Consider the following 26,380-nt stretch of genomic DNA (forward strand, 5'->3'; position numbering starts at 1 on the left):
CACAGAATGCCTTGTGGACAGGCTATCGGTTTTTTGCCGATAATCTTCGACAAACAGGCTTGAAGATGGGTATTGAGTTCTTAGAGCCAATACCTGGATGATTCGAGTACTCGAAGGAAGCCCCTTCCTCGACTCCGAAGAAGGCAGGGAGGGGTAGTTCACGCTGGAAAAGAAGGATTTAAGAGGCTGGTTACTTACGAGCGAAAGGTTAGGAACGGACAGGAAGAAGGGATGAAACCTATCCTTTCTAGAGTAATCGTTTCGATTCTCGTGTGTGTGTGTGAAATGAGGCTTTGACTTTCGCCCATAAGCAACCGGTATCTTACTACCGTATATTTCTATATATAGTTTTCGCTATCGTTTTGAAACTATTATTATATGTTGGGAATTATATGCTTTATTCTCTTCTGGCCACCTGGAAATGGCGCTTTGAGTGCTGCGCTATCCCCATGGCAAAGCTAATATCCTCACATGTACATATTTCATTAAGGAGAGAATCTGGGGGCATGTAGGATTCTACCGCTGGACGAAACCGAAGGGTTCGAACTTGGAATTGCATCGGTTAAGAATAGGGACGAAGCAGGGGTAGTAGAGGCTCTGAATTTCCTGGTCGAAATCGCAGTGAAGTATGCGAGGGATGGGCAGGAAAGCGATACCAGGAGAATTATCGAATACCTGAAGGAAATAGGAAAAGCGGCAGCTGAAGCCCGGCTGGAAACAGTTACTATCAGTACTCTTCTACTTATTTCTCCTCTTGCAAAGGAAGCGTGCAGGCAGGAAATGGAATATGTGATGATAAGCATCGCACTTGCGCTTGGCGAGATAGGTAAGGTTGCGGCAGGGCAGAGAATGGAAATCCCGGCAAAAGTGGCAGCTTCCTGCCTCGGGGAAATGGTAAACACGGCAGCATTCAGGCAAAAGAAGAAGGAAACAATAGCAGTCATTTTTGCTCTGGGGGAGATCGGAAAAAGCGTTACCCAGCAGAGACTTGGGTATGCTGCGGAAAGCACAGTGGCCTTGCTGGGGGAAGCGGGAAAGGCTGCAGCAAGCCAGAAGTTTGAGGAAGCGGCATTAAATGCCGAACTCATTTTGCAGGAACTCGGTTCCAAAGCGATCGAAAAGGACCTTAAAGAAGCTGCCGATACCACGGCCCGCTTCCTGTGGGACATAGGAAAAACCGCTGACAAACAGGGGCTGGACAGAGCTCTGCTTCAGGCAGCTTATTCCCTTGAGACGATCAAATTCGATGCCGATGACCGTTATCTTATGAGTGCTTCTATTGTTGCCGAGGTGGCTCTCCAGCATTTCGAAAACCTTGATATTGAGGGGCTCGAAGCAAAATTGAATCTGACTCCAAAAGGCAAGAAAAAATCTCAGGAAAGGTATTAAAAGATCTCAGGAAAGTAATTGTTGTAAACTTCCTTGCCCCCGGGGGCAGGGAGAATTCCGGGCCTGAAATCCCTGTACCAGGGGCCTGTATTTTTCATGAATTGAGGGTGAAAATGCCGAATTGTATGAAAATTCGAATTGTATTAATGGCATAAATTCAACAGTTTTTCTTCCATATGCTAAAAAATTCCGGTGAGGTTATACTAAATGTCCTCTTTAAACGAGGCCGGGGCAGAAGACCTTGGCTTGAGTTCTGTTAAAGATAATGATGAACTGGGCGTACTCAGGTCTCTGGATATCCTGACAGATCGCGGAACCGAATACATAAACAAAGGGCTTGAACCTGATGCCAGACGGGCTGTTACCAGGATAAAGGGCATAGGGAGAGCGGCTGCCCTTCAGGGAATGGAGATAGGGGTTTTTGTTTCCCTCATTTCCCTGGGAAGAATGGCAGAAGCTGCAAGAGGGCAGAAACTGGAGGATACCGGCCTGAGCATACTGTACTCCTTCTGTTCCATCGGGAAAGCCGCCGCAGGGCAGGAAATGGAAGCAGCAGTCAGGGTTGCGGCTGCATACCTTGGAGAGATCGTAAACTCCGCTTCCAGGCAAGATATGAAAAGAGAGGCTATGGTGGCGGCGCTTGCTCTGGGAAACATGGGAAGGGATACATACGGGCATTCAGGTGCCAGGACTCCGGAGAACGGAGGACTCTTCCCCACCCAGCCGGGTGTACTTCTGTCCCCTCCTCAGGTGAAGGAAGCGACAATTTTCTCCGAGGAGTTCCCGGGTGCTCTGGGCATTATGATAGAACATGCAAGGGAAAACAATTCCCTCCGGTATATGCCCTCCCTCGCTGATTACGAATTTATGTGCTCAAACTTCAGGAACTTTGAAAACACCGTTATCCAGGCTGCACATTCCCTCGAAACCATAAGATTCGAATCCGACGAAAAATACCTTATCAGCTATATACTCATGGCGAAAATGGACCTTGAAGCTTTCAGCGAGTATGAGTTCACAAACGAAGCAGACGCAATGGAAAAATGAAATAGTAAAGTTTTCTCCGATAGGTTAAATTATTCCGATCTTTTTATTTCTTTTTGGGAGACGCCGCCAGGCAAGCTGAAGGGAGCACTTTATTGACACCGGACCGAAAAACGGTTTACTGGGCCATAGGAAGTATTTCTCAGGCCGGGTGGAGTATTTCTCCAGGTATTCCGGCTCTTTTCATAGTATTCGGATCTGATTATTCGGATCTGATTATTCGGATCTGATTTTGTTTGCTCTTTTCTTTCCTGGAACCCGGGTCGGCTCCAGATACTTGCGGAGAGGGGAAAGGAGCTCAGAGATTACCTTTTCCGGACCTCTGGAGTAGTCTCGACCGATTAATCAGGAACTACCTGTTTTTCTTTAAAAACAGAACCTTATTTGTAATATAGTAACACTAATATCCTCATAACTTCATAGAGTAAAACAGACAATTATTACCCTGCGTAATAGTATGGAGCAAGTCTGGCCGGGCAAAAGTGAAATCATGCTGAACCCGGAAGTTTTGATTTACTTCTATCAACCTGAAAAAGAGGGAAAAAGAAAATGATTACGTTAAGCGAAGCAGAGGCTGTTGATGTGGGTTTATCTTCGGTTGAAGAAAAAGATGAGATACGGGTTTTCCAGGCTCTTGATTCCCTTGCCGGGATTGCGGGAGATTTCATCAAAGAAAAAGAGGAGCTGGATGCTGAGAGGGTTATCCGCTGCATCGATGAAATCGCACAGGCGGCAGTAGGAGAGGGAATGGAGCTGGTTGCGATCAATTCCGTCCTGGCCATGGGGAAACTGGCAAAGGCATCAGTCGAAAAGGGCGGCGAATCCACCCTGAACAAATCCGTTGTGGTAATAGGGAAACTGGGCAGGGCGTCGGCTGCAAATGGGCTTGAGGCCGGCTCAAAGGTGGCTATAACTACCCTTATGGAAATAAGGAAAGTTTCCCCCACGCAGAAGGGCCAGGAAGAAACAATTACCATGTGCGTGACTTTAAAGGAAATCGGGGCAGCTGCGGCCGCTCAGGGCATGGAAGATACCCTGCTGAGTGCGATTACTTTCCTTGGGGAAATAGGCAAAAATGCAGCAGGAGAAGGCCTTGAAACCGAGACTCTTAGCACACTAATCCTGCTCGAAGAATTGGGAAAACTAGCTGCGGAAAAATACTCTGACGAAGCCCTGAGTTCAAGTGCTCTTTCTATTGAAGAGATTGGAAAGCTTTCCTTTAAGAAAGGGCTGTACGGGACCGTGCTCCAGAGCCAGTGGGCACTTGAAACCCTGAAGGTGCAGGCTGAAGAACAAATCCTGACCAGTTCTACTATTGTGGCGGAACTCGCACTTGAAAACTTCGAAAGCATGAAAATTGGAGATACGGAAGAAAATGTGGAAAAACTCAAGGAAATAAAGGAACTCCATGCAAAAATCCTTTCCGGGCTTTAAAGCTGCAAAAATTCCGTGCCCGGAAAATTTTTCCCTTTTTTCTTTTTGAATCCTCTGCTTTTTTACCCATCTTATTTTCCTTTTTATCTTATTTTCCTTTTTATCTAAATGCCTGTTTTTACCTTTGTTTCTCAGTCCGATAAATTTCCCTAATCTATTTTTCGGATCTATTTTTGGATCTATTTTTTTGATCGGCGGTGTACCGAGATTTCTGTAAATTATGATTGACTCTGTATCCTTTTTCTTCACCACAAAAAAACAGGATGCAGAGTCAATGGTTAATTTATTCTCACTCATAAAAGATTATTTTGTCGATCAGGGAGATGGAATTCGCCAGCTAATTACCTGGTTTTAAACCTTGTAATGGAAGAAGAAGCCCTTCTCCAGGCTGGAGCACAACGTTATGAGCGAACTGATTCCCGCAGAGCCAGTAGAAACGGATACAAACCCCGAACTCTCCTGACCAAGTATGGAGAACTCGAATTGTTGAAGCCTCAATTCCGTGAGTTTCCCTTTGAAACTCAGGTGTTTGAGAAGTATTAGAGAGTTGAAAAAGCCATCTTATCCGCTATAGCGGAATCTTACCTGCAAGGTGTTTCCACCCGAAGGGTGGAAAAGGTCATGACTGCATTAGGAGCAGGAGAAATCTCAGCCTCTTCTGTTTCCAGGATTACCAAAGAACTGGATGAGAAGGTTGAAGAATTCCTGTCAAAACCAATAGAATATGAAATCCCTTACCTGCTCATTGATGCGACTTATTTCAAGATAAGAGATGGACTTCATTATGAAAACAAAGCTCTCTTTGTAGTTGCCGGGATCAGGGACGACGGTTACCGTGAGATTCTTGGAACAAGATTGGCAGACAGTGAAGACTCCCTGTTCTGGGAAGATCTTTTCGATGATCTGAAAGAAACAGGCTTAAGAGATGTCAAGTTAATCGTTTCTGATGGCCATTGTCCTCATAGCAGGCATAGCCATTGTAAACGGAGCGGAAAAGATTGTTTCCAGGGATAGGGATTTTATCAGCATCGGGAAAGTTTCCGACCTGGACGTTCTGGTCTATTGACCTGAATTTTTATATGAACTGCCCCTCCCCAACATGTCAATCTCTATGCAAGAGAGGTCTTTCAAAGGAAAAACAAAATGAAAAAGTAAAAAAAGCTAACAAAAAGACAAAAGCCAAAAAGTAAAAGTTGTGAGAATTTACAGGGTTGTTTGCCGCTTTACGAACCTGGCTCCCATCTCAAAAGCTTTGTCACAGTCCTGCGGGAACACTTCCTTTCGCCTTTTTGCCTTTTCCACAGGGTCAATCCTGTCGGCAACATACTTTGAATAATCATCGAACTGGTAGGTATCGGTACTGCACAGGGATTCGGAATCTCCGAAGATTATTTTCGCCATATATTCATTCACTTCAATAGTTTTCCTGAGCCCTATCATATCTAAGTATTCTTCCGTTGCCCCCATCGTATAGATAAAACCAACAGGGATATTTTTCGGATAGAGCGTGGGCAACTCATTGGAGTAAACGAGGTATGGAAATATATAGCGCTCCATGAACGACCTCATCTCCCCCGTAGAGTTCCCTAGATAGATGGGCGATCCAAGGATCACTGCATCAGCATCTTTCAACCTCTCCAGCACGGGTGTCAGCTCGTCCTTCACTGCACATTTCCCATAGCTTTTCCCATCTTTTAATTTGCAGGCAAAACAACTTGTGCAGCCTTTAAAATTAAGGTCATAGAGGTGGATAATTTCTGTTTCCGCACCCTCCGAAGCCGCACCTTCAAGGGCTTTTTCCAGCAGGGTTGCCGTATTCCATTTCTTTCTGGGGCTTCCGTTTATGGCTATTAATTTCATGGTTTTTTCCTCCATTTCGATTAGTTCTGAAATTATACTCACAACCTGATTTTCTATGTTGTCACTACGGTTATAAATTACTACGATACCCACTCAGGAGTTTACATGGGGCCGGTTTCGTATCCCAACCCCTTACACGCCCCCGGTTTCGAAGCAACCGGCTTGCTCTCAAATTAAATGAATAAGAAAGAGAAATTGAAACTACTTTTTTGTTTTCGAATACACCTCTTCTAAAAGGTGTGGTGGGCGTATACTTCGTTTTTATCCTTCTGCAGTGGTGGTTATTTTTGATGTATTCTTTCATTCTGGCAGTTGCGAACGACGGGAGATGCCAATACGGTTGCACCGGTTAAGTTCGATCAAGCAGAAGGAAATAGCCCCGGTATTTTGCTCCTTAAAAAGGCTTGCGAATCAATCATTTTTTTGGGCTACCTTTGCTAGTTCTCGGAACAATTTTTACTCAAAAGCTTGCAAAATAACCTAACTTATTTATTATTTTAGTATGGATAATGTCGTGTTATGGAAAACTAAGAGATATTATCACCGATCTTTTTAAGATTCGACATATAATTCGGAATACTAACAGCCTCCTCAGTTTACTGATGTTTTCCCGGAGTTGAGAGTTTCATGAATAAGCAAAAAGCCATACTGATACTATTATTACTCATTCCCCTCCTTCTCGTGCTGTGTATCTTCGGCCCTTTCCTATTAATGGGTTTTATTGACAGCTCCTGGTACTATTCCGAAGAAGTTGATATCGGGCCTCTCGATTACAGTTCAGCACTTACGAACGCGGAGAAAGCAGGCTATGAGGTGGAAGGTTCCTGGCCCTGGCCCGGAAACTTTTCGGGCTTTGAGGCCGGGGATGTCCCTGAGGTCCGGGAAAGCTTCGGAAGTGCTGCTCTTGTGGAGAACATCAGGCTTAACTATGACAAGAACTCCGAGCTTATGGTCATCGCATGTGAGAACGAATCCGAAGCTGAAACCAGGACCGGAACCTGTGTAGTCATCTCGAACTTCAGCCACTCCGACCCCGAGTCCCCCATACAGCTATCGGAATTTCCGGATGACTCCTGGATGCTTGAAAAATTCGGGCTCCTCTTCGGTCAGGATGAAAATGCTTCGGAAAAGTATCTTGAGGAACTGAAAAAAGCCTCACAAAACCAGACCTGGGACGCTGAAATATCGGTGAACGAATCTCCGGATTTCCCGGCTGTATATGCCTATCTTATGGAAAACAGTGATGAGTTCGGTTACGAAACCAGTTTGGGTATTAATGCATACCCCACAGAAGTCTTTTTAAAGGACGGGAAACGGCTGGGTTCCGTAAAGTACCTCGTCCCGGAAGCAAAGGTAGTGGCTTATGATAATGAGAACAGGTACATAGTTGAACTCGATGCCTCGGGAAAGGTAAGGCTCGAAATCGTAATGCCTCCGGGAAGCAGTGGGGATACGATACCTGAAGATGAATACCGGGCAGTTTTCAGGGAGATATTTGGAGAAATGGGGCTTGATCCGGAAGTGGTGGACAGCTTTGAATTTTTTCACAGCTCTTCACGGGTGTGGTGAAAGTGGATGAAACTTAACAGCTTCTTTGCTTTATCCTTTTGAAAATGGAAAATGCTCGAAATGTGCTGGAAAATAGGTTCTGAAAAGTAGAGGCGTTTCGTTAGATCGACTCCGGATATTTGTCCCGGACAAAGAACTTATATTTCTGTGTTAACATACACATATACATGGGTACAAAGACAATCTCAATCCGCGATGATACCTACGATCTGCTAAAAAATGCGAAGCGTGAGGGAGAAAGCTTCAGCGATGTTATAGACCGCATGCTGGTGAGAGAAAAGGGGGATCTCTCGGCTTATTTTGGTGCACTGAAAGACGAAGAACTTCTGGAGGGGCTGGAAGAGGATTCCAGGAAAATAAGGGAACTTTCGAGGCTCAGGATATGATCGTACTCGACACCAGTACCCTTATCGACTTTTTCAGGGGCGTAGAAAAAACCCGGGAATTCATGGACAAAGATGTGACAACCACTGCTATAAGTTACTACGAAATCCTCTCAGGGGTCAAACACAGAAAAGCAAGGAAAGAAGAGCAGTTTTTCAGAAGGTTTTTCTCCGAAATTGAAATACTGGACTTCGATCTGAGAGCCGCTGAGGAAGCCAGTGATATAATGGGCAGGCTGCTGGGCCTTGGAACTCCGGTAAACAGTGCGGATGTCCTCATAGCAGGCATAGCCGTGGTAAACGGGGCGGAAAAGATTGCCACCCGGGATAGGGATTTTATCAGCATCGGGAAAGTTTCCGAGCTGGATGTATTTGTCTATTGAGCTGCAGTATTTTGTACAGCTCTCCAGTCCTGTGCTGGATTTTTTTTCATTGTTGATTCCTTCTGTCAGGGTGCTTACTTTTGATATATTCTTTCACTCTGGAAATTGTTTTGGGCAGGCCTCGCTGACGCTCGGGACAAGAACGATGGGAGATACCATTCCGGTTGCTCTGGTCAAGTTCACGAAGTTTCCGCCTCAAAAGAGACAAAAATGGGTTACTCAAAAATAGTCGAAATGTTCCCGGAATATTCCGGGAAATCTAAAATCTATAAGGATGAGATGTATTACGGCTCTTTCAAACCATAATGGTCCCATCCTCTAACTTCACTCTTCAATCTTTAAACACTCTTCAAACATTCTGCGCAGCCGAAAATCCATTCCCTTCAAACGACAAAACCTGCTTTGGCAGCTCAATATCCAGTGCCTCTTTCAGGACCTCTTCAATGGTCTCTACAGGCACGAACTTGAGTTCTTTCCTGACATCTTCGGGCACGTCTTCAAGGTCTCTTTCGTTCTCCTTGGGGAGGATGACCTTTTTTATGCCTGCCCTGTGGGCTGCGAGGACTTTCTCTTTTATGCCGCCGACAGGGAGGACAGAACCGCTCAGGGTTATTTCCCCGGTCATGGCAAGTTTGGGGTCAACGGCTTTGCCGGTGATCAGGGATGTGAGGGCGGTAAAGAGGGTCACGCCGGCTGACGGGCCGTCTTTGGGAGTTGCACCCGAAGGGACGTGAATGTGGATGTCGCTTGTGGTAAAGTTGAAGCTGTTTGCGGGGTTTGCAGTGCTTGCGGGGGTTGCAAGCCTGGACCTGGCAAGGCTCATGGAGATCTGGGCCGACTCTTTCATCACGTCCCCGAGCTGGCCGGTAAGGGTGAGCTTTCCGGTTCCGGGCATGAAGGTGCCTTCGATGAAGAGGATGTCCCCTCCCACAGGGGTCCAGGCAAGACCGGTTACCACGCCGGGTATGTTCTCTTTCCTGGCTTCTTCCTGCCGGACCATCTCTTTTCCGAGGACCTCTTTGAGCATGTCGGGCTTTACCACGTAGGGAAGCTTGGCGGTCCCTGAGACGATCTTTTCGGACACGAACCTTGCCGTCTTTGCAAGCTGTTTTTTAAGCTGCCTGACTCCAGCTTCGCGGGTGTACTTTTCGATGATCAGCTTCAGGGCTTCATCTTCGATTTTGAGTTTGTCCGCATCAAGGCCGTGTTCTTCGAGGGTCTCGGGGAGCAGGTGGTCTTTTGCGATTGCAAACTTCTCGTTTTTCGTGTAGCCGGAAATCTCGATCAGCTCCATCCTGTCCAGGAGCGGTGCCGGGATGGTTGCCAGGGAGTTGGCGGTGGCGATGAACAGTACCTCGGACAGGTCGTAGGGGACTTCCAGGTAGTGGTCCGAGAAGGTGCTGTTCTGTTCGGGGTCGAGGACTTCAAGAAGGGCACTTGCCGGGTCTCCTGCGTAGGAAGCCGAAAGCTTGTCGACTTCGTCGAGAATAAAGACCGGGTTCTTTGTGCCTGCTTTTCTCATGCCCTGGATAATCCTTCCGGGAAGGGCTCCCACGTAGGTCCGGCGGTGTCCCCTGATCTCTGATTCGTCCTTGACGCCTCCGAGGCTGACCCGGACATACTCCCTTCCCAGGGCATCTGCAATGCTCTTCCCAAGGCTGGTCTTGCCGGTGCCTGGCGGGCCTGCAAAGAGCAGGATCGAACCCTGTTTTTCCTGTTTGAGTTTCATTACCGCCAGGTGCTGGATTATTCTTTCCTTGACCTTTTCAAGCCCGTTATGGTTGTTTTCGAGCACACGGCGGGCTTCGGCAATATCGATGCTCTTTTTCTCTTCGGTTGCCCAGGGAAGGTCGACCAGGAGGTCCAGGTAATTTCTGATTCCGGGGGCTTCATGGTTGTGTGGGCCTCCGGTTTCGAGTTTCTTCAGCTCTGAGAGTGCCTTCTTTCTAACTTCATCAGGCATCTTCGAGTTCTCAATCCTTTCCCGGTATCCACCTTCTCCTGAAACGGAATCATCGCTTTCATTCAGCTCTTCCTGGATTAGCTTAAGCTGCTCCCGGAGCATCGCCTCCCGGTTTGATTTGTTTACTTTATCGGTAACTTTTTTTGCCATCTCCATCTGGATATTGACATTTTCTTTCTGCTTCATCAGGATCTCAAGGAATGCGAGATACCTTTCACGAACAGATTCGATCTCCAGAAGGGCCTGCTTTTCTGCAAGTTTTATCGGCATATACGGCATAACATATCCGAGTATCTGGTCAATGGAATCCATCCTGTCAATGGGCCGGATAAACTGTTCGGAACCCTGGAAACGGCTGCTGATCTCGTGAACTGTCCTTTTGATATTCTCCATCATTTCTGCCTGAATGCCTTCATCGAGGTCAGGCAGGTCAGGAACAGGTTCATATGCGGCATAGAACAGCCCGTCTTTCCGGTGAAGGGAAACAGCCTCTACCCTCTGGACCGCCCTTGCAGCAATCAGATACCCACCATCGGCAGGCTGTACATACGTGATTTTGAGCAGGTTTCCTGTTTTGTACAGCTTATCTTCGGACAGGTCTGAAGGTTTGGTCCCGCTCTTTACTGTCAGTCCGACAGCATACGTAAATTTGGCATTTTCCAGCTCTTTTGACAGTATTTCTCCTGTGTTTCTGTCAGCCAGGAATTTTGCCCGGCTTCCGGGGTAGACCGCTATCTCAAAGAGCGGCATTACAAGGGTTTCTCTGTTATCTTCGGTTCGTTTTGTATCCATTGTTCGTCGTCCTAATTATTGTCTAAAATTATCACGGTTATTATCGCAATTGTCGTCGAAATTATCCAGATTATTATCGCAATTATCCCGATTGTCGTCGAAATTACTTAGTTTGAATTAACCTAACTATTTTGCAAGTTAAAAAAAATTAGCTAACCTTATCAAGAAGTCTGATAAGGGTGTCCATTTCGTGTTCATCCAGGGAATCGGCCATCCTTTCAATAACCCGGAGCAAGGCTTTCTGTTCGGCGTTTGCTATCTTTTGCCCTTTTTCAGTCAGGCGAATATAGTAGATTCTGGCATCCTCGGGGGATTTTTCCCTGTAAACGCACTCCATTTTGACAAATTTGTTAATCATCTCTGTGATAGTGGGTTTCGAGTTATTGGTGATTTTAGCAAGTTTGCTAAACGTCACATCCCCGTGTTCATCAATGATTTTTAGATATCCTATCTGCTTTACAGTAATATCCGATAATCCGCATTCAGAGAAGATCTCACAAGAGCATTTGCTTTTAATATTAAACAGGTTTTCAAAAACTATCAATAAATGCTCTCTTTTTTCCATCATATTCCGACCCTTCTGTTAGTTAGTATTGCCCTAATTATATTATTTGGTATATATAGTTTGTGCCCAAGTTCGGTATTCCAAAAAAATATGCAAAGGTTTTTACCTATATTTTACAACTCCTTTACCTGTATCTCACAACTTTATTTATGCAATAGGCCAATTGTTCATCGTTCCGGGAGAATTCAAATGATCATCAGAGGAGAAACAGAGAAAGACTTCGACCAGATATACGATCTGGTAAAAGTTGCATTTCAAACCGCAAAAGTTTCCAATGGCAAAGAGCAGGATTTTGCCGTTGAGCTGCGCAACAGCGGTAACTATATTCCCGAACTTGCACTGGTCGCAGAGGAAGACGGCAAGCTAATCGGGCATATTATGCTGACAAAAATGTATATCACGACCGGTAATGGTAAATTTGAAGCCCTTTTGATAGCACCTATTTCCGTCCTGCTGGAATATCGGAACAAAGGAGTCGGTTCCGAACTGATAAACGAAAGTTTCAGGCTGGCAAGAGAGCTGGGTTATACGGTAGTAGTTCTTGTAGGCGACCCTGCCTATTACCATAGATTCGGGTTCAGGCCGGCTGTGACTTTTAGTATCAAACATACACCTGAGATTCCCGACGAAAATGTCATGGCCTGTGAATTAGTTCCGGATGCATTAAATGGATTTAGCGGGATAATTGATTTTAGCTGAAATGGCAAAAGAGCCCGCGAAATAATTGATTGTGCTTGAAAGGGCAAAAAGCAAAAAAGCAATTGAATCTGAAAATTAAGGATAAATAAAATAAATTATGGATAAATAAAGGACTGACACCGGGGCAAAAAATGCTGTACCGCAAACTAGGAAAAACAGGTGAGAAGGCCTCCATTCTCGGCTACGGCTCCATGAGGCTTCCCGTCCTCGACGGGGCGGTTGATAATATCGATGAGGAAAAAGCAATCGAACTCCTCCGCTACGCCATTGACCACGGGGTAAATTACGTTGACGCTGCCTATTCCTATCACGGCGGGAAAGGCGAAGTTTTCCTGGGAAAAGCCCTTGCCGACGGCTACCGGGAAAAGGTCCACCTGGCAACCAAGCTTTCCTGCAAGCGCGTAAACTGCAAAGAGGACATGGACCGCTTTTTAAACGAGCAGCTTGAAAAGCTCCGGACGGACTGCATTGACTTCTATCTCCTGCACGCCGTAAAAAAAAGCTACTGGGAGAAACTGAAAAAGTTTGGGGTTATAGAGTTCCTGGAAAGGGCCCGTGCAGCCGGGAAGATCAGATACACCGGTTTTTCCTTCCACGACGAGCTGGACGTTTTCAAGGAAGTCCTGGACGCCTACCCCTGGGACCTCTGCCAGATCCAGTTCAATTACCTGGACGAAGACTTCCAGGCCGGAACCGAGGGCCTGAAATACGCAGCTGAAAAAGGCATTGCTGTTGTCATCATGGAACCCCTGCGCGGCGGAAACCTTGCTTCAAAAGTCCCGGAAGAAGCCCAAAAGGTCTGGGAACGTTCAAAAATCAAAAGGACCCCCGCAGAATGGGCTTTCCGCTACCTCTGGGACTATCCCGAAGTCAGCGTCGTCCTGAGCGGGATGTCGGAGATGGGGCACCTCAAAGAAAACCTGAGAATTGCGGACGAAGGGCTCGCCAACTCCCTTTCCCCCGAAGAAAAAAACCTGATAGCCGAAGTCAAGGGGATCTACAAAACCCGGATCAAAGTCAACTGCACCGGCTGCAAGTACTGCATCCCCTGCCCTCAGGGAGTAAATATCCCGCGGAACCTTGGTTATCTGAATGACGTTTATGTGCTCGATGATGTGGAGAATGCCAGGTTCCAGTATGGAGTCCTTCTGGCACCGGAAGAAAAAGCCGGGAACTGCGTTGAGTGCGGAGAATGTGAGGAGGTCTGCCCGCAGGGAATTGAGATCCGGAAGATGTTGAAGAAAGTAAGGGAGTATATGGAAGATTAAGGGGCTCATGGATATTAAGGAATTTATGGAGATTAGGGAGTTCATGGAGGAGTGAAGAAGTCATAGTATCATTCATTCAGGTTCAGGAAAGCATTACATCCTGTTTTTTAGGATCAAGTAAGGGCTAATCCCTGCCATTTCAATGGTGGGATACAGCCCGTCAACTTCAACATAATAGCGTTAAATTAATACACACATGGTTACCATATGTATATATTACATGACCGGAAAAGAACACTGGATAAGTGCAAGAGGATGTGCATATAATACAAATTATCATTTCGTATGGTCTACAAAATATAGGAGAAAAGTCCTTATTGGAAAAATAGCGGAAGATTTGAAAGAGCTTCATGGAAAGATAGCAAAAGAAAAAGGTGTAACTCTTGTGACTCAAGAAGTAATGCCGGATCATGTGCATCTTTTCATTGTTATGCATCCAAAGTTCGCCCCTGCCGATATTGTGAAAATATTTAAGGGGATTACTGCAAAGAAACTCTTCGAAATGCATCCTGAAATAAGGAGTAGATTATGGAATGGTCATCTCTGGAATCCTTCTTATTATGTTGGAACATGCGGAGATACAACAAAAGATGTAATCCAAATGTATATTGAAACTCAAAAGGTGAAATGATTGTTGAAAGTGTTACGGTATAGGGTCTACCTACAAAGGCTCAAAAAACAACTATGAATAACACTCTTGAGCTTTGCCGGTGGACGTATAACGAAACACTCGCACTCAGGAAAAACACATGGGAATTAGAACAAAAGAACATAGGTTACTATGATTCTAAGAAAATGATTCCCGAATGGAAAAAAGAAAAGCCCGAATTGAAAACCGTTCATTCTCAGGTGCTGCAGGAAGTCGTCAAGAGAGTAGACCTTGCCTTTGAAGCCTTTTTCCGTAGAGTGAAAAATGGAGAAAACCCCGGTTATCCTCGATTCAGAGGATACGGAAGATATGACAGCTTCACTTATACTCAATTCGGTTTTTATCTAAATTCTGAAAGATTATCTCTTTCCAAAATAGGTGAACTCAAGATCAAGTTGCATAGGCCAGTAGAAGGGGAGATAAAGAGACTTACGATTCGTAGGATGCCTACAGGAAAATGGTTTGTTTTTTTCTGGTTGAAACTGATACGCCGACAAAACTGCAAAAAACCGGATTATCAGCAGGTGTAGATGTAGGCATCAAGAGTTTCCTAACTCTTTCTGATGGGAATTATGTGCCAAATCCAAGGTTCTTTATTACGGAAGAAATGGCTCTGGCAAAAGTACAGAGAAAGCTCTCAAAACTTGAAAAAGGAACACCTGAAAGAGCAAAGGCTTTGAAAGCTGTTCAACGTGTTCATGAAAGAATCGCAAACAAGAGAGAGGATTTTGTACAGAAAGTAAGTCTCAATCTGGTCAGAGCTTACGACTTTATCATATTTGAAGATCTGAATGTTAAAGATATGACCAAAAATCATTGCCTGGCAAAGCATATTGCTGATGCGGCATGGAGTAAACTTGTGACTATCACGTCTTACAAGGCAGAATGGGCTGGTAAACGTGTAGAGCTTGTCAATCCATGCAATACATCACAGATGTGCTCAGGCTGTGGTCAAATAGTTAAAAAAGACCTATCAGAGAGAATACACAGTTGTCCTTATTGTGGTCTTACTCTTGATAGAGATCATAATGCTGCTATTAACATTCTGAGATTGGGGCTACAATCTCTTCAGAATTCTGATAGATGCCCGTAACTTCAGTGATGGGAGTAGTCACTTCAGTCAACAAGACTTCCGTAGAAACTACTGATTTGCAGAACCCCTAACTCTCTCCAGGCGTGAAGTCGGCCGGCCTTTCCTTATAAATTAAGAGACAGAAACGTAGAAATCTGAAAAGTCTAGCTGTGTTCCATAGATAATTTCCCAAAGGATAGCAACTTAAATTCTACTTGATTTTGGAATTTTTATAGAACCAGGGAATTTAAATATGGAACCAGCCACTTAATGCACAGGAAAGTTTAATGTCTGCTTTTTTTCCTTTCATACATCTTTTGAATTTTTTGTTAAAATGCTCTGGCCTCGCTTACGCTCGGGAAATAACGACTGGGGATGCCATTCCGGTTGCTTCGGTGAAGTTCAGCAAGCTAATTAAATGACCAGCAGCGGTGTATATGGCTGTCTTCATGGTTGTCTTCAATTCGCCAGCCTCCCCTATTGACAAAATGACCTGATCAAAGTCGGTAAGGCCGGGTCCGGGGTTTTGAGACAAATTAAAACTGGGATGAAAGCGGATAGATTCGATTTTTGAGGAAATTATTCAGGTCGCTTCGGGCAGTGCATGGAGAGGTGCCGGGACAGGAGAAAAATAAAAAATAAGATTTGAAAATTGAGGTATGTGTCCAGGAACCACTCCACCGCCTTTTTTCCTTATATAAGACTGCTCATGCTTTTCTCTTCTCCTGACGGGTGTCCATCATCACGATCAGGGGCGGGAAAACCACGAAGGTGACAAAAATTGCCAGGAAAACATCAATAACAGTTACCAGCCCGAAATTGCTCAGAATGGGGAACGGGGAGAAAATAAGGGCTGAAAAACCAAAGACCGTAGTGGCTCCGGAAGCTATCAGAGCCGAGCCGGTGGTGGTCACCGCCTGGTTGATAGCTCCCACAGGGTCCAGCCCGTTTTCTTTTTCCTCAAAGTAGCGTTCCATCATCAGGATGGAGTACTCGGACCCCACCCCCAGGATCAGGGCTCCGAGCACTGCAGTCATCGGCGTATATGCAAGGCCCAGCCCGGACATGACAAGGCCTGACCAGCCGACGACAATGAACATGGGAATTATAGGGGAGAGTGCTTTCATGGGGTTCCTGTAAACCACGACCAACCCTATCAGCACAAGCCCTATTCCGAGCATGGTCATAAAGACTCTCCCGCTCGTAAGGGCACTTATTATGTCAATCATTGCCACACTCTGGCCGGTAATGGTGACAGTGACGTCGGGAGGGGGCTGCATCCATTGTATATCCTCCTGAACAATGTCCCGCAGCTCTTTAATGCCCGTGATCTCGAGGTTCTCCATAGCCTGCCCTATATCAAGGTCAATTGTAAGCAGCTGGCTCCCCTGCTTGTATTCTCTGCTCTCGCTTTCCGGGATCTTGCTGTATATTTTCCGTATTTCTTCGGAAGTTTCGGGAATGGTGCCGCCGTTTCTTTCCTTTACAAGGTCTACAATGCTCGTAGCTGCATAGACATGGCCCCGGTTTGCAACTTCATGCCTGCTGAACTCATCCATCCACTCCAGGACCTGCGGGTCACTGTTGTCCTTAACTTTAAGAATGATGTTCAGGTGGTCTCCCATTCCGGGAATTATGTCCTGCATCTGCTTATAATATATCAGGGAGGGCATGTCCTGGGGGATGAAGGAATTCGTGTCGCTCTGGATCGGGACTGACTGGTCGGCATAAAGTCCCGCAAAACAGGTAAGCAAGGAGATCACGAGGATGACCCTGGAATGTTTGATGGTAAAGTCGGCGACCCGGATAAGGACTTTTTCGACTGCTTTTGCTTCCTGCACCTTTGCCCCGGGAGAACTTTCAGGGCCTGTTTCAGTTTTTCCCTCTCCATTTTTCTTTTTGAAAAGCCCAAACGGATTCCTCTTTGCAAGCCAGTCAAAACTGTAAAGAGTTACCAGCCCGAAAAAGACTGCAGAGATGTAACACATAATTACCCCGATCAGGAGCAGTTTTCCGAAATCCCGGATCATGGGGATGGTGGAAGTGAAAAGAGGAATAAAGCCAAGTGCAGTCATTGCCAGGGCTATCAGGACCGCAGGGGCCGTGTGCTTGATGGTACGGACAAGGGCCTGTCCTGAACTCTTCCCGAACCGGATTTCCTCTTCCATCCTGTTGTGGAACTGGATGGCATAGTCAATCCCTATCCCGATCAGGACGGGAAAAGCTGCCATGGAGACCATTGTCATGGGCACTCCGGCATACCCCATAACCCCGAATGTAAAAAAGACCCCCAGAAGCACAACCGGAAGAGGCAGCAGCCCCCATCTGACATGCCTGAAGACGAGGAGGAGCACGACAACCATCAACAGGGAGGCAACTCCGAGCAGGACCCCCATGCTCTGGCTTATTTCTTTGTTAATGTCAAGCCTAAGGGCGGGAGAACCCGTAATAATGAGGCTGTACCCCGGTGGAAAAGCAGCTTCTTTCAGGGAAGTATCCAGGACATTCAGAATGTCTTCCCGCTGCTGATCAGTCGTACTGCCTGCAATTTTAATCCCGATCATCATATGGGTCCCGTCAGGCATGAGAGATTCAAACAGTTCCGGCTGGCTCTCAAGTATACTCTGGACTTCCCGGTCCGAATCGGGGACCTTTGCCCTTCCGGAAGCTTTGTAATTGATTTGCTTTATCAGGGTAGCAGGGCTTGTGACGGATAGAACTCCCGGAACGGTCAGCATCTGCTGCTCCAGCCTGTCCGCGGCTTTCATCACGGCTGCGGATGTGACTTCATTTCCCTCAACCATCACTACAATGCTTTCAGTCTGGAAGTTCTTTTTAAAAAGGTGGTCATAATCTTTATACAGTTGTGTGCCCTTAGAAACAAAAGTTTCTGTCCCGGAAGCCATCTCGATCATCTGTGCCCCCTGCGAGGACAGCAGGATTAGAAGGAACATGACAGCAATTATGGTCGGACGGTTACTCTGGATAAAAATTCCTAATTTTTCGAATATGTTTTTTATGGCGCTACCCCCTTGGAGGCATAACAGGTATGATTTCTATCTTCTGATCTCAGGACAAACTTCACCTGAAATATTCAGGTTTTAGTCCGGATGCTTAGCAGGTTTATTCCGGATGCTTAGCAGGTTTATTCCGGATGCTTAGCAGGTTAATCCGGATGTTTAGTGTTTAGCAGGTTTAGTCCGGGTGGTAATCATCGGGTGCTTTTCTGATTCATATTCTGATTCATTTTCTGATTCATTTTCTGATTCATTTTCTGATTCATTTTCTGATTCATTTTCTGATTCATTTTCTGATTCATTTTCTGATTCATTATCAGGCCTTATTTGTCAGCAACTTAATCCGGGCAAAAATACATAGCCACGGCTAATCAAAACCGATATCCCATGAAAAATGAAGTAAATCTTTTCCCTGGTAGTGTAATGTCTACTCAGGAAACCTTTTAATGAACTGTGTAAACTTAAAAATCAGGTCAGCATGCTTCTCATAGAACCCCCTGAAAAGTGTTTGCTCAGGTCCCCGGATGCAGGGGACCGAGTTCTGTAAATGTTTTATCAGTGTGATCCGTTAAATCGGGCCGAATGCGTGAACCCGTTCGGCCGGGATTTTTACTGTTCAGGATCTATCTCCTGCCTCCTTTACGGAATCGATTTTTCTCATGATCCGTACCTCTGTTTTAAGGCATTCTTCATAATCTTTGATGTCCTGTTCCTCAAGATGCCCCATGAGAAAAACGTCAACTTCTTCCATTTTCTTATTCATAATTTCATAGTACTTTTTCCCCTTTTCAGTAAGGGATATCAGGACTTTTCTGCGGTCTTCAGGGTCCGTTCTTCTCCCGACAATTTCTTTTTTTTCGAGGGAGTCTATCATCCTTGAGAGGCTGCTCCTGTCCAGATTCATGCACAGGCCGAGGTATGAAGGAATTATTTCTCCTGCCGTGCCAATTATTATGATTGCCAGAGGCTGCTGTTTACTGAGTTTTTCGAGCTCATCCAACCTGGTTTGGGAGATTTTCCGATAGACTTCTCTTTCAAATAATTTGTTGAAAAGTATTGTCCTTTCCAGCATCAACCGCCTGATTTCTTTCCTTCTTTTGTCGTCTAACATGCTTCCTCCAGGACGCCATACATGTAACTGTGGCGTACAGATGCAGGGATTCCATAGCGTATTTCAGCGTCGGTCCGTAAGCGTCTGGGGATTTACATGAAGTTCATTTAATGAAAACTTAATGTTTAACAACTACAAAAGATGCAATTGTTAATAATTGATATTTACAACAAATTGATAAAACTGATATTTAAAATTTTCTATGATTCTTTAGAAAGTAAAGTGCGCTTTTAGAAAGATACAGTGAAAGGTTTCGGAATAGGTTTACAGGATAAGGGTAAGGGGATGAATTAGTTTCATCAGTAACTATTTATGCAATCAGATTTAAGAAGAGATTCGTAATTTAGTTTCATATGTAACTATTTGGCTCGGAATTTAAAATACTCAATCTGAAAACACTCAATCTCAAAACAATCTCTTCACCATTCCCCAAAAATAGAGGATTCAACAATGGAAGACCCAAGAGCAATCTGCGGCCCGATCGCCCACATCTACCGGAGCCACCTGGCTTACATGGTAAAGGAGCTCGAACCTTACGGGATAGGGAGCGGACAGTTTGATTTTTTAATGGTTTTATACCGGAGGGACGGCATCTCCCAGGAAACTCTCGCAAAGGCCCTGAAGGTAAGCAAAGCCACGAGCACGAGAGCGGTCCAGAGCCTGGAAAAAGAAGGGTACGTGTATCGTCAGGTAGACGAAGATGACCGCAGGGCCTACAAAGTTTACCTGACCGAAAAGGGAAAGGAAATGCGGGGAGTGGTCCTGGAAAAGCTAGTGGCTTTTGTCGATACCCTCCTTTCGGATTTCACATCTGAAGAAAAAGAGGACTTCAGGCAGCTGCTACAAAAAGCTTCAAGAAAGCTATTTGAACCCTGTTTTGAGCCTCCTGAACTGGCAACGCAGGAACCTGTGGATGAACCTGCGGATCAGGAGAGAAACCCAGGCAGAGGAGAGGGCAGGGTTCAGGCAAGAGAATCGGCTGAGCTTCAAAACAGGGATGAGGACAGTAAGGAGTAAAAAATGGAAGGAAAAAGTGATTTTCTGGGCAGGGAAGAAATCAAAAAGCTGCTTTTCAAGCTTTCACTTCCAGGTATCATTGCAATGGTAGTCCAGGCTTTCTATAATGTCGTGGACACTTTTTTTGTGGCAAAAGCGTATGGAGCGGATGAGAGTATTCTTGCGATAGGAGGGCTTACGGTTGCTTTTCCAATCCAGATGATCCTTATAGGGATTGCCGTTCTGCTTGGGACCGGGAGTGCGTCCGTTATCTCAAGAGCTCTTGGGGCAAAGGAAATTGAAAGGGCAAGAAGAGCCCTTGGAAATGTCTATTCCGCTGGGCTTGTAATGGGGGTGCTTTTTTTCGTATTGAGCTTCTCAGACCTCTCCCCGATCCTGAAAGCTTTCGGGGCAACGGAAGGGATCATGCCCTATGCCGTGGAGTACATAAAGGTCATACTGGCCGGGGCAATTACCTGCATCCTCGGGATAGCAGTCCAGAACATAGTCCGTGCGGAAGGAAACGCCCGTTTTTCCATGAATGCGATGCTGCTCGGAGCCGGCCTGAACATCGTGCTTGATCCCTTGCTGATCTTCGGCTTCGGGATGGGAGTCCGCGGAGCTGCTCTTGCAACCGTCTTTTCCCAGGGTGTGAGTGCCCTATGGATACTGCATTATTTCCTGGCAGGAAAAAGCGCCGTGCACTTCGGCTTTGAGATGTTGAAACCCGATATCGGGATCTTAAAAGAGATCGCAGCTATAGGGGCAGGGCCTTTTGTGATGGACATTTCACAGAGTGTTACGATGATTTTCGTAAATGCCGCCCTTGCGGTTTACGGGGGAGACGTCGCTATTGCCGTTTACGGGCTTATTTTCCGGCTCTTTTCGTTTGTTTTTATGCCCCTCATCGGCCTGTCCTTTGGCCTCCAGCCGATTGCAGGCTACAATTACGGGGCAGGCAAACCTGAAAGGGTAGTCAAAGCCGTAAAAATTGCGGCCCTGGGAGCAGTTTCTTTCGGGACGGCAGGGTTTCTGGTCATGTTTCTTTTCCCGCAGCAGCTCCTTTCAATCTTCAGTTCCGACCCGGCACTGCTGGACCTGGGAAAAACCGCAATGAGGATTTTCGTCTTTGGTATGCCTCTGGTGGGCATTAATATAATCGGGGCAACTTTGTTCCAGGCCCTCGGGAGGGCAAGGCCTTCTTTTATTCTTTCGGTCTCCCGTCCCATCCTCTTCTTTTTGCCCATGGTATTCCTCCTTCCGCGGCTCTATAACCTCAATGGGGTCTGGGCAGCGTTTCCGGTTGCAGACCTGATGGCTGTTGTCCTGACTCTTCTCTTTCTTTTCAGGGAACACAGGATTTTCCAGCAAATCCCCGGTCCGGAAAATGCAGGAATGGAGAATTCCAGTTAATTTGAATTGGGAACATGACCCGAACTTATATACAAAGATTGCACTTTAATCAGGAACCATAATTTTTCCGTTAAATTTGCAGGTGAACTTGTGAAAGTAAATGTAAACAGATACAAATGCGGATACTGCGGTGCCTGTGTAGGAGTCTGCCCCGGCGGAGCCCTCGAACTCATCGAAACCTGGGTGGAAGTAGATGAGAATACCTGCACAGCGTGTGGTATGTGCGGTCGGATCTGCCCTGTGGGAGCAATTGAATTAGTGAAATGAAGCAGGAAACCTGGCATAGGAAGTAGACAGGGTATGGGAAGGAAACCGGGTATGAGAAGTAGACAGGGCATGGGAAGGAAACCGGGCATGGGAAGCAGACAGGGTATGGTAAGTAGACCGAGCATTGGAAGTAGACCGGGTATGAGATAGTTAAAAAATAGAAGAATTTCAGGTAAAATATGAGGAAATGAAATGAAGGAGCGGTATGACGTCATAGTGGTCGGAGCTGGACCTGCAGGTTCCATTGCTGCAAAAACCGCGGCAGAAAAAGGGCTTGATGTGCTTTTGATAGAAAAGCGCCAGGAAATAGGAGCTCCGGTGCGCTGCGCCGAAGGCGTGAGCAAGGAATTTCTCAGGAAGCACGTGGAAATCGATAAACGATGGGTTTGCGCCGACGTCAATGGGTCCCGCGTATACGCACCTGACGGAACAAAGGTAGAGATGGCAGAAAAACTCTCGGGAAAGGAAGTCGGTTTTGTCCTCGAAAGGAAAATCTTTGACCGTGCCCTTGCAGAACTTGCCGCGAAAGCCGGAGCAGAGGTAAGGGTCAGGACCCGGGCCACGGGCCTTGTCCTTGAAGACGGCTTTGTAAAGGGAATCAGGCTCATGCACCTGGGAAAAGAGTACGAGGTACGTGCGGACATCATCATCGGGGCCGACGGCGTCGAGTCAAAGGTCGGCCGGTGGGCAGGAATTGATACTTCCCTGAAGCCCGCAGATATCGAGACCTGTGTCCAGTACCTGGTAGCAGGAGTGGACATTGACCAGGAATGCTGTGAATTCTATCTTGGAAACGAAATAGCACCAGGGGGCTACGTCTGGGTCTTTCCGAAAGGAGAAGGGAAAGCAAACGTAGGAATAGGGATTCTCGGGAGCAAGGGCGGGAAGTTCAAGCCCAGGCCTGTAGATTACCTCAATAAGTTTGTGGAAAAACACTTCCCGGAAGGCAAAATCGTCGAAATGGTCTTTGGGGGAGTCCCGGTTTCGGGAAACATTGAAAAATTCACCGCAAACGGGCTCATGCTGATCGGAGACGCTGCCCGCCAGGCTGACCCTATCACAGGCGGCGGGATCCTTAACGGCATGGATGCCGGGAAAATGGCAGGAGAAGCCGCTTACAAAGCCATTTCCGCAGGGGACGTCTCAGAAGAGAAACTGGAAGAACTCTACGAAAAGCGGTGGAAGACAGGCATAGGTAAAAAGATCGATACGAACCTCATCGTAAAAAACTGCTTTGTCAGCCTGAGCGATGAAGACCTGAACTCCCTTGCCCACTCTGTCGAAGACGTGAAATTCGAAAGCATGAGGCTTTTAGACCTGCTCTATGCCCTATTCAAAGCCAACAGGAAACTGCTCTGGGAACTCCACGTGCTCTTCAAGGACATAGCCGTAGAAGCAGCAAAAAACAGGCTCTAAACCTGCCGCCCCTGCTAGCCGGGGGTTTCACAATTTTTTCCTGATTTTCCTGATTTTCCTGATTTTCCTGATTTTCCTGATTTTCCTGATTTTCCTGATTTTCCTGATTTTCCTGATTTTCCTGATTTTCCTGATTTTCCTGATTTTTTCCCTGATTTTTCCCTGATTTTTCCCTGATTTTTCCCTGATTTTTCCCTGATTTTTTTCGGATTGTTCATAGAAGAATACTCAGAACCATTGTTTCAAAAGCAGTTTGAATCCGGAATACGTATTTTTCTCATCAATCAAAATCGGTGGTTCAATATGCGCTGTGGGGAATTGAAGAAAGGCCAGATTCTTGTTTGCGGGGAATGCGGATTCGAACTTCAGGTGGTAAAAGAGTGCGGGGAAATCTGCACAACCGGGGCATGCTGTACCGGCGATGTTATGTGCTGCGGAGAGCCGATGAATTTAAAAGAATGAGTTGACCCGGGCCGTTTTAGCCTCGAATTTACCTGAAATATTACCTGAATCTCACGTAAATCTCACATGAACTTTTAGTTGAATTTTTACCCTGTTTAACTTTAGAATATTTTTCCTTGAAAATATTTCAGTGATTGGTTTCTCTATTTCTTCCTTCTTTCCTTTTTTCCAGAAACCCGTGCATCAGCCGGATAAACATGAAGGAACTGACGAGCCAGGCCATGAGGGCAATAGCAAGGGAGATGCCCCATTTTCCCAGGTGCTGCATGCAGAAGCTGGCTACGAAGACGCAGACCGTACAGCCCATCATCCCGGCACTGGCTCCAAGGGCGATGTCTGCGGCCTGCTCCGAGCTCCCGAAGTGCCCGGCCATGATCACGGCTGCGGCCATTACCGCCGGAAAAGCGGCAAAAATCCCCGCAAAGGATTTCCAGGGAAGTATCTGGAGCATGATAAAACAGGCAGCTACGGCAGTCCCTCCGAAGACGAACCTTAACCCCAGGTCCCTTACGTCAGCTTTCATAAAAGGCCTTCGGATTCCCCGATGGCAGGGTTGATTTTCTCTTTCCGTCTCATTTTACCACTGAGTTATTACCACTGAGTTATTACCACTGAGTTATTTTTTTTCAATTTAATTCCTCAAAACCCGAACCACGCGAAATAAATCAGCGGGGCGAGCACAGCCCAGAGGAGCAGAGAGTAACCCAGCCCTTTTTTCCACCCGTACCTGAGGATCAGGTAGCTGGCTGCAAGGGCACACCCGATATCGGCAAGCATCCCCACAAGCGCACCTTTTGAAAGCTCTTCGGACACGAACAGGAGTTCGCTACCTTCATACTCCAGGCTCAGGCCCACGACTGCCGCCAGGTACACCGCCGGAAAAGCAGCAAAAATACCTCCAATCCGGCCCCCGAAAGCCCGTGCAATCAGCGTAGCAGCTACAACCGCACTCCCCCCGAACAGGAAACGCAGTAAAACAGGAAACAGGTCAATGCCGAACATGATGGTTTTGCCCCTACACCGGAATAACCTTTACAGTCATTTGAATGCCCTTTATAGTCGTTGGAATGCCCTTTTCTCCTGGCTTTCAAAGCTGCCATTAAAGGCAAGAGGTATATTTATCTTTCCGGATGAAGAGCATGTTTCTGAAAAATATATTTCCTGAGAGCCGTATTTTTTCCAGGTACTGATTTTCCTGAATTTACAGTTCCTGAATTTACAGTTCCTGACCGTACTTTTCCCTGATCTCTGACTCTTTTAAGACCTGGAGCCCGAGCTTTTCCACAATTTCGGAAATGCGTTTTCTGTCCTCACTTTTCATGGATTTCCGGTCAAAATACACAAAGTCGGCCCCGGACTTTTCGACTGCCTGCCTGATCAGGGCTTCGTCCGTGAATTCGAGCTGGTACTTGGGGAAGTTGTGCCCGAAGGATATTCCGGTTTCCAGCAGCATCCCCGTCTGGCGCATGGCATAGTGCCCGCCTCCGAAGCCAAGGGCTACGGGAACCTTTTCCAGGGAAACGGCCAGGATCGCTTTTGCAGCTACCTCTCCGGCTTCAGGGTCCTGCCACTGGACCTCTGTGCTCCCGATTTCGGTGTAGATGGACGGCACCGAGAGTTCCGTCGGCCCGTGATGGGTCACTTCCAGGGTCACGTCGTATTTCAGGCCCATTTCTCCGGCCAGCCTCTTCATCTCCATAAGGATGGACTTCATAGCAGGCGGGGAAGAGACTGCAAGTTCTCTCGGGCGGCCTCCGAGCCTGGCTTCATCGGAGGGGTTTCCTGTGCAGTGCACGGTCAGGGAATTGACTTCTTCCTTGCTCCTATGCTTGGAAGCAAAGATAATAAGTTCTGCCGGAAGCCCAGCAGCTTCAAGTTTCTTATCAAGCCCGTCCTGAAAAACATGGATCTCCTCAATTTCCACAAGCCTGAACTTCCCGTCTGCGGATTCACGGGCTGCTGAGAACCCGGAGTTTTCCGGGAGTTCCAGGTGCTTCCATTCCCTGAGGGCAAGAAGGTGTTCTTTGATGTTCTGGCTGGCAAGGTCAGGGGCAGAACAGATGATGGTGATTTTCGGGGCGTTTTCTGAATTCAGGGTTTTTCCTGAACTTTTGCTCTGGTTTCCAGATTTACCAGAGCTTTCTATTTTATTTTCTTCTGGATTGCTCGTTCCTGTCATTTTTGAATCAATCCGGGTCTTTTTATCCTGAATTTCTCTGAGTCAAAGCACTATCATTTCTTCAAATTAGATAAACCCAACCCAGAAATTCCGGCTCCGATCAAAAAGCTGCTGTTTTGTCTTTTTGAGCTTCTGGAAAAATTTCGATTCCCGGTTATGGAGAATGCATTTTCGACCCGAAAAAACATTTTTTCTCGATAAAAACTCAAAAGCCTCCGCCAGCTTGCCTGGCACCCCTCTCCAAAAAGATAATTAGAAAATCTAGAGTAATATGACCTCAGACTGTTTTTAAATATTAATCTATTTTTTGTTGTTGTACTCATTTTTACGCTGTTTCTTTCACTTTTCACTCATATTTTTCCATTTTATTCCGGAAAAGCCGGACTTGAGTCCGGAACAGGAACGACTCAATAAGGCTATCCGGTTAAGTCAGTTTTAGTTCAGGAATT

25 protein-coding genes and 1 pseudogene are annotated in these 26,380 nt (G+C 46.3%); 17 read left to right on the forward strand and 9 right to left on the reverse strand.

Features of this window, described 5'->3' with window-relative positions; all coding sequences use genetic code 11:
- Nucleotides 1-621 precede the first annotated feature (621 nt).
- The 4 genes and pseudogenes from FTO70_RS13620 to FTO70_RS13635 form a co-directional block, all read left to right on the forward strand.
- Nucleotides 622-1,389 (forward strand): hypothetical protein, encoded by a 768-nt coding sequence (locus tag FTO70_RS13620; protein WP_255336306.1) that lies wholly within the window; start codon nt 622-624, stop codon nt 1,387-1,389.
- A 207-nt stretch (nt 1,390-1,596) separates the two neighbouring features.
- Nucleotides 1,597-2,436, forward strand: coding sequence for an SDR family oxidoreductase (locus FTO70_RS13625; protein WP_255336307.1), 840 nt, complete (start codon nt 1,597-1,599; stop codon nt 2,434-2,436).
- A 546-nt stretch (nt 2,437-2,982) separates the two neighbouring features.
- On the forward strand, nt 2,983-3,867 hold the full coding sequence (locus tag FTO70_RS13630) for a hypothetical protein (RefSeq protein ID WP_255336308.1): 885 nt from the start codon (nt 2,983-2,985) through the stop codon (nt 3,865-3,867).
- A gap of 224 nt (nt 3,868-4,091) precedes the next feature.
- Nucleotides 4,092-4,818, forward strand: a pseudogene (locus FTO70_RS13635) (transposase); the annotation flags it as partial.
- A 252-nt stretch (nt 4,819-5,070) separates the two neighbouring features.
- Here the strand turns inward: FTO70_RS13635 and FTO70_RS13640 are convergent.
- Nucleotides 5,071-5,769, reverse strand: coding sequence for a flavodoxin family protein (locus tag FTO70_RS13640; protein ID WP_255336309.1), 699 nt, complete (start codon nt 5,767-5,769; stop codon nt 5,071-5,073).
- 585 nt (nt 5,770-6,354) lie between these two features.
- On the opposite strand from FTO70_RS13640, the gene FTO70_RS13645 reads away from it, so the two are divergent.
- From FTO70_RS13645 to FTO70_RS13655, 3 genes are all read left to right on the forward strand, one after another.
- A complete protein-coding gene (locus FTO70_RS13645; protein WP_255336310.1) occupies nt 6,355-7,296 on the forward strand; it encodes a hypothetical protein in 942 nt (313 codons plus the stop codon).
- 167 nt (nt 7,297-7,463) lie between these two features.
- The gene (locus FTO70_RS13650) at nt 7,464-7,682 is read left to right on the forward strand and encodes an antitoxin VapB family protein (protein ID WP_255336311.1); all 219 of its coding nucleotides are present in this window, start codon (nt 7,464-7,466) and stop codon (nt 7,680-7,682) included.
- Nucleotides 7,679-8,062, forward strand: a complete 384-nt coding sequence (locus tag FTO70_RS13655; RefSeq protein ID WP_255336312.1) for a type II toxin-antitoxin system VapC family toxin — start codon at nt 7,679-7,681, stop codon at nt 8,060-8,062. The genes FTO70_RS13650 and FTO70_RS13655 overlap by 4 nt, the downstream gene beginning before the upstream one ends.
- Before the next feature lie 349 nt (nt 8,063-8,411).
- Here the strand turns inward: FTO70_RS13655 and lon are convergent, their stop codons facing one another.
- Both lon and FTO70_RS13665 read right to left on the reverse strand, forming a co-directional pair.
- On the reverse strand, nt 8,412-10,817 hold the full coding sequence (lon, locus tag FTO70_RS13660) for an endopeptidase La (RefSeq protein ID WP_255336313.1): 2,406 nt from the start codon (nt 10,815-10,817) through the stop codon (nt 8,412-8,414).
- A gap of 148 nt (nt 10,818-10,965) precedes the next feature.
- Complete coding sequence (locus tag FTO70_RS13665) at nt 10,966-11,382, reverse strand: MarR family winged helix-turn-helix transcriptional regulator (protein ID WP_255336314.1); 417 nt, start codon at nt 11,380-11,382, stop codon at nt 10,966-10,968.
- A gap of 189 nt (nt 11,383-11,571) precedes the next feature.
- On the opposite strand from FTO70_RS13665, the gene FTO70_RS13670 reads away from it, so the two are divergent.
- From FTO70_RS13670 to FTO70_RS13690, 5 genes are all read left to right on the forward strand, one after another.
- Entirely contained in the window at nt 11,572-12,081 is a 510-nt protein-coding gene (locus FTO70_RS13670) for a GNAT family N-acetyltransferase (RefSeq protein WP_255336315.1), read from the forward strand.
- Nucleotides 12,082-12,212: 131 nt separating this feature from the next.
- Nucleotides 12,213-13,349, forward strand: coding sequence for an aldo/keto reductase (locus FTO70_RS13675; protein WP_255336316.1), 1,137 nt, complete (start codon nt 12,213-12,215; stop codon nt 13,347-13,349).
- A gap of 220 nt (nt 13,350-13,569) precedes the next feature.
- Nucleotides 13,570-13,980 (forward strand): IS200/IS605 family transposase, encoded by a 411-nt coding sequence (gene tnpA, locus FTO70_RS13680; protein ID WP_255336317.1) that lies wholly within the window; start codon nt 13,570-13,572, stop codon nt 13,978-13,980.
- Nucleotides 13,981-14,033: 53 nt separating this feature from the next.
- Nucleotides 14,034-14,528: a hypothetical protein gene (locus tag FTO70_RS13685; RefSeq protein WP_255336318.1), complete on the forward strand. Its 495-nt coding sequence runs from the start codon at nt 14,034-14,036 to the stop codon at nt 14,526-14,528.
- Nucleotides 14,456-15,091: a transposase gene (locus tag FTO70_RS13690; protein WP_255336319.1), complete on the forward strand. Its 636-nt coding sequence runs from the start codon at nt 14,456-14,458 to the stop codon at nt 15,089-15,091. Before FTO70_RS13685 ends, FTO70_RS13690 begins: the two co-directional genes overlap by 73 nt.
- A gap of 686 nt (nt 15,092-15,777) precedes the next feature.
- Here the strand turns inward: FTO70_RS13690 and FTO70_RS13695 are convergent.
- Together FTO70_RS13695 and FTO70_RS13700 are read right to left on the reverse strand one after the other, a co-directional pair.
- A complete protein-coding gene (locus FTO70_RS13695; RefSeq protein WP_304364500.1) occupies nt 15,778-18,117 on the reverse strand; it encodes a hydrophobe/amphiphile efflux-3 (HAE3) family transporter in 2,340 nt (779 codons plus the stop codon).
- Between the two features lie 586 nt (nt 18,118-18,703).
- Nucleotides 18,704-19,198, reverse strand: a complete 495-nt coding sequence (locus tag FTO70_RS13700; RefSeq protein ID WP_255336320.1) for a MarR family winged helix-turn-helix transcriptional regulator — start codon at nt 19,196-19,198, stop codon at nt 18,704-18,706.
- Nucleotides 19,199-19,648: 450 nt separating this feature from the next.
- Here FTO70_RS13700 and FTO70_RS13705 point away from each other — a divergent pair, with 450 nt between their 5' ends.
- From FTO70_RS13705 to FTO70_RS13720, 4 genes are all read left to right on the forward strand, one after another.
- On the forward strand, nt 19,649-20,215 hold the full coding sequence (locus FTO70_RS13705; RefSeq protein ID WP_255336321.1) for a MarR family winged helix-turn-helix transcriptional regulator: 567 nt from the start codon (nt 19,649-19,651) through the stop codon (nt 20,213-20,215).
- 3 nt (nt 20,216-20,218) lie between these two features.
- Entirely contained in the window at nt 20,219-21,607 is a 1,389-nt protein-coding gene (locus FTO70_RS13710) for an MATE family efflux transporter (RefSeq protein WP_255336322.1), read from the forward strand.
- 90 nt (nt 21,608-21,697) lie between these two features.
- Nucleotides 21,698-21,874 (forward strand): 4Fe-4S binding protein, encoded by a 177-nt coding sequence (locus tag FTO70_RS13715; protein WP_255336323.1) that lies wholly within the window; start codon nt 21,698-21,700, stop codon nt 21,872-21,874.
- A gap of 192 nt (nt 21,875-22,066) precedes the next feature.
- Nucleotides 22,067-23,290 (forward strand): NAD(P)/FAD-dependent oxidoreductase, encoded by a 1,224-nt coding sequence (locus FTO70_RS13720; protein ID WP_255336324.1) that lies wholly within the window; start codon nt 22,067-22,069, stop codon nt 23,288-23,290.
- 14 nt (nt 23,291-23,304) lie between these two features.
- Here FTO70_RS13720 and FTO70_RS13725 read toward each other — a convergent pair whose 3' ends face one another.
- On the reverse strand, nt 23,305-23,508 hold the full coding sequence (locus FTO70_RS13725; protein WP_255336325.1) for a hypothetical protein: 204 nt from the start codon (nt 23,506-23,508) through the stop codon (nt 23,305-23,307).
- 85 nt (nt 23,509-23,593) lie between these two features.
- On the opposite strand from FTO70_RS13725, the gene FTO70_RS13730 reads away from it, so the two are divergent.
- A complete protein-coding gene (locus FTO70_RS13730) occupies nt 23,594-23,752 on the forward strand; it encodes a hypothetical protein (protein ID WP_255336326.1) in 159 nt (52 codons plus the stop codon).
- A 127-nt stretch (nt 23,753-23,879) separates the two neighbouring features.
- Here the strand turns inward: FTO70_RS13730 and FTO70_RS13735 are convergent, their stop codons facing one another.
- From FTO70_RS13735 to FTO70_RS13745, 3 genes are all read right to left on the reverse strand, one after another.
- Nucleotides 23,880-24,275 (reverse strand): DUF3147 family protein, encoded by a 396-nt coding sequence (locus FTO70_RS13735; RefSeq protein WP_255336327.1) that lies wholly within the window; start codon nt 24,273-24,275, stop codon nt 23,880-23,882.
- A gap of 116 nt (nt 24,276-24,391) precedes the next feature.
- Entirely contained in the window at nt 24,392-24,754 is a 363-nt protein-coding gene (locus FTO70_RS13740) for a DUF3147 family protein (protein WP_255336328.1), read from the reverse strand.
- A gap of 214 nt (nt 24,755-24,968) precedes the next feature.
- Complete coding sequence (locus FTO70_RS13745) at nt 24,969-25,931, reverse strand: D-aminoacyl-tRNA deacylase (RefSeq protein WP_255336329.1); 963 nt, start codon at nt 25,929-25,931, stop codon at nt 24,969-24,971.
- Nucleotides 25,932-26,380 lie beyond the last annotated feature (449 nt).

It is taken from the genome of Methanosarcina sp. KYL-1 (assembly GCF_024372725.1).
In the GTDB taxonomy this organism is placed as follows: Archaea; Halobacteriota; Methanosarcinia; order Methanosarcinales; family Methanosarcinaceae; genus Methanosarcina.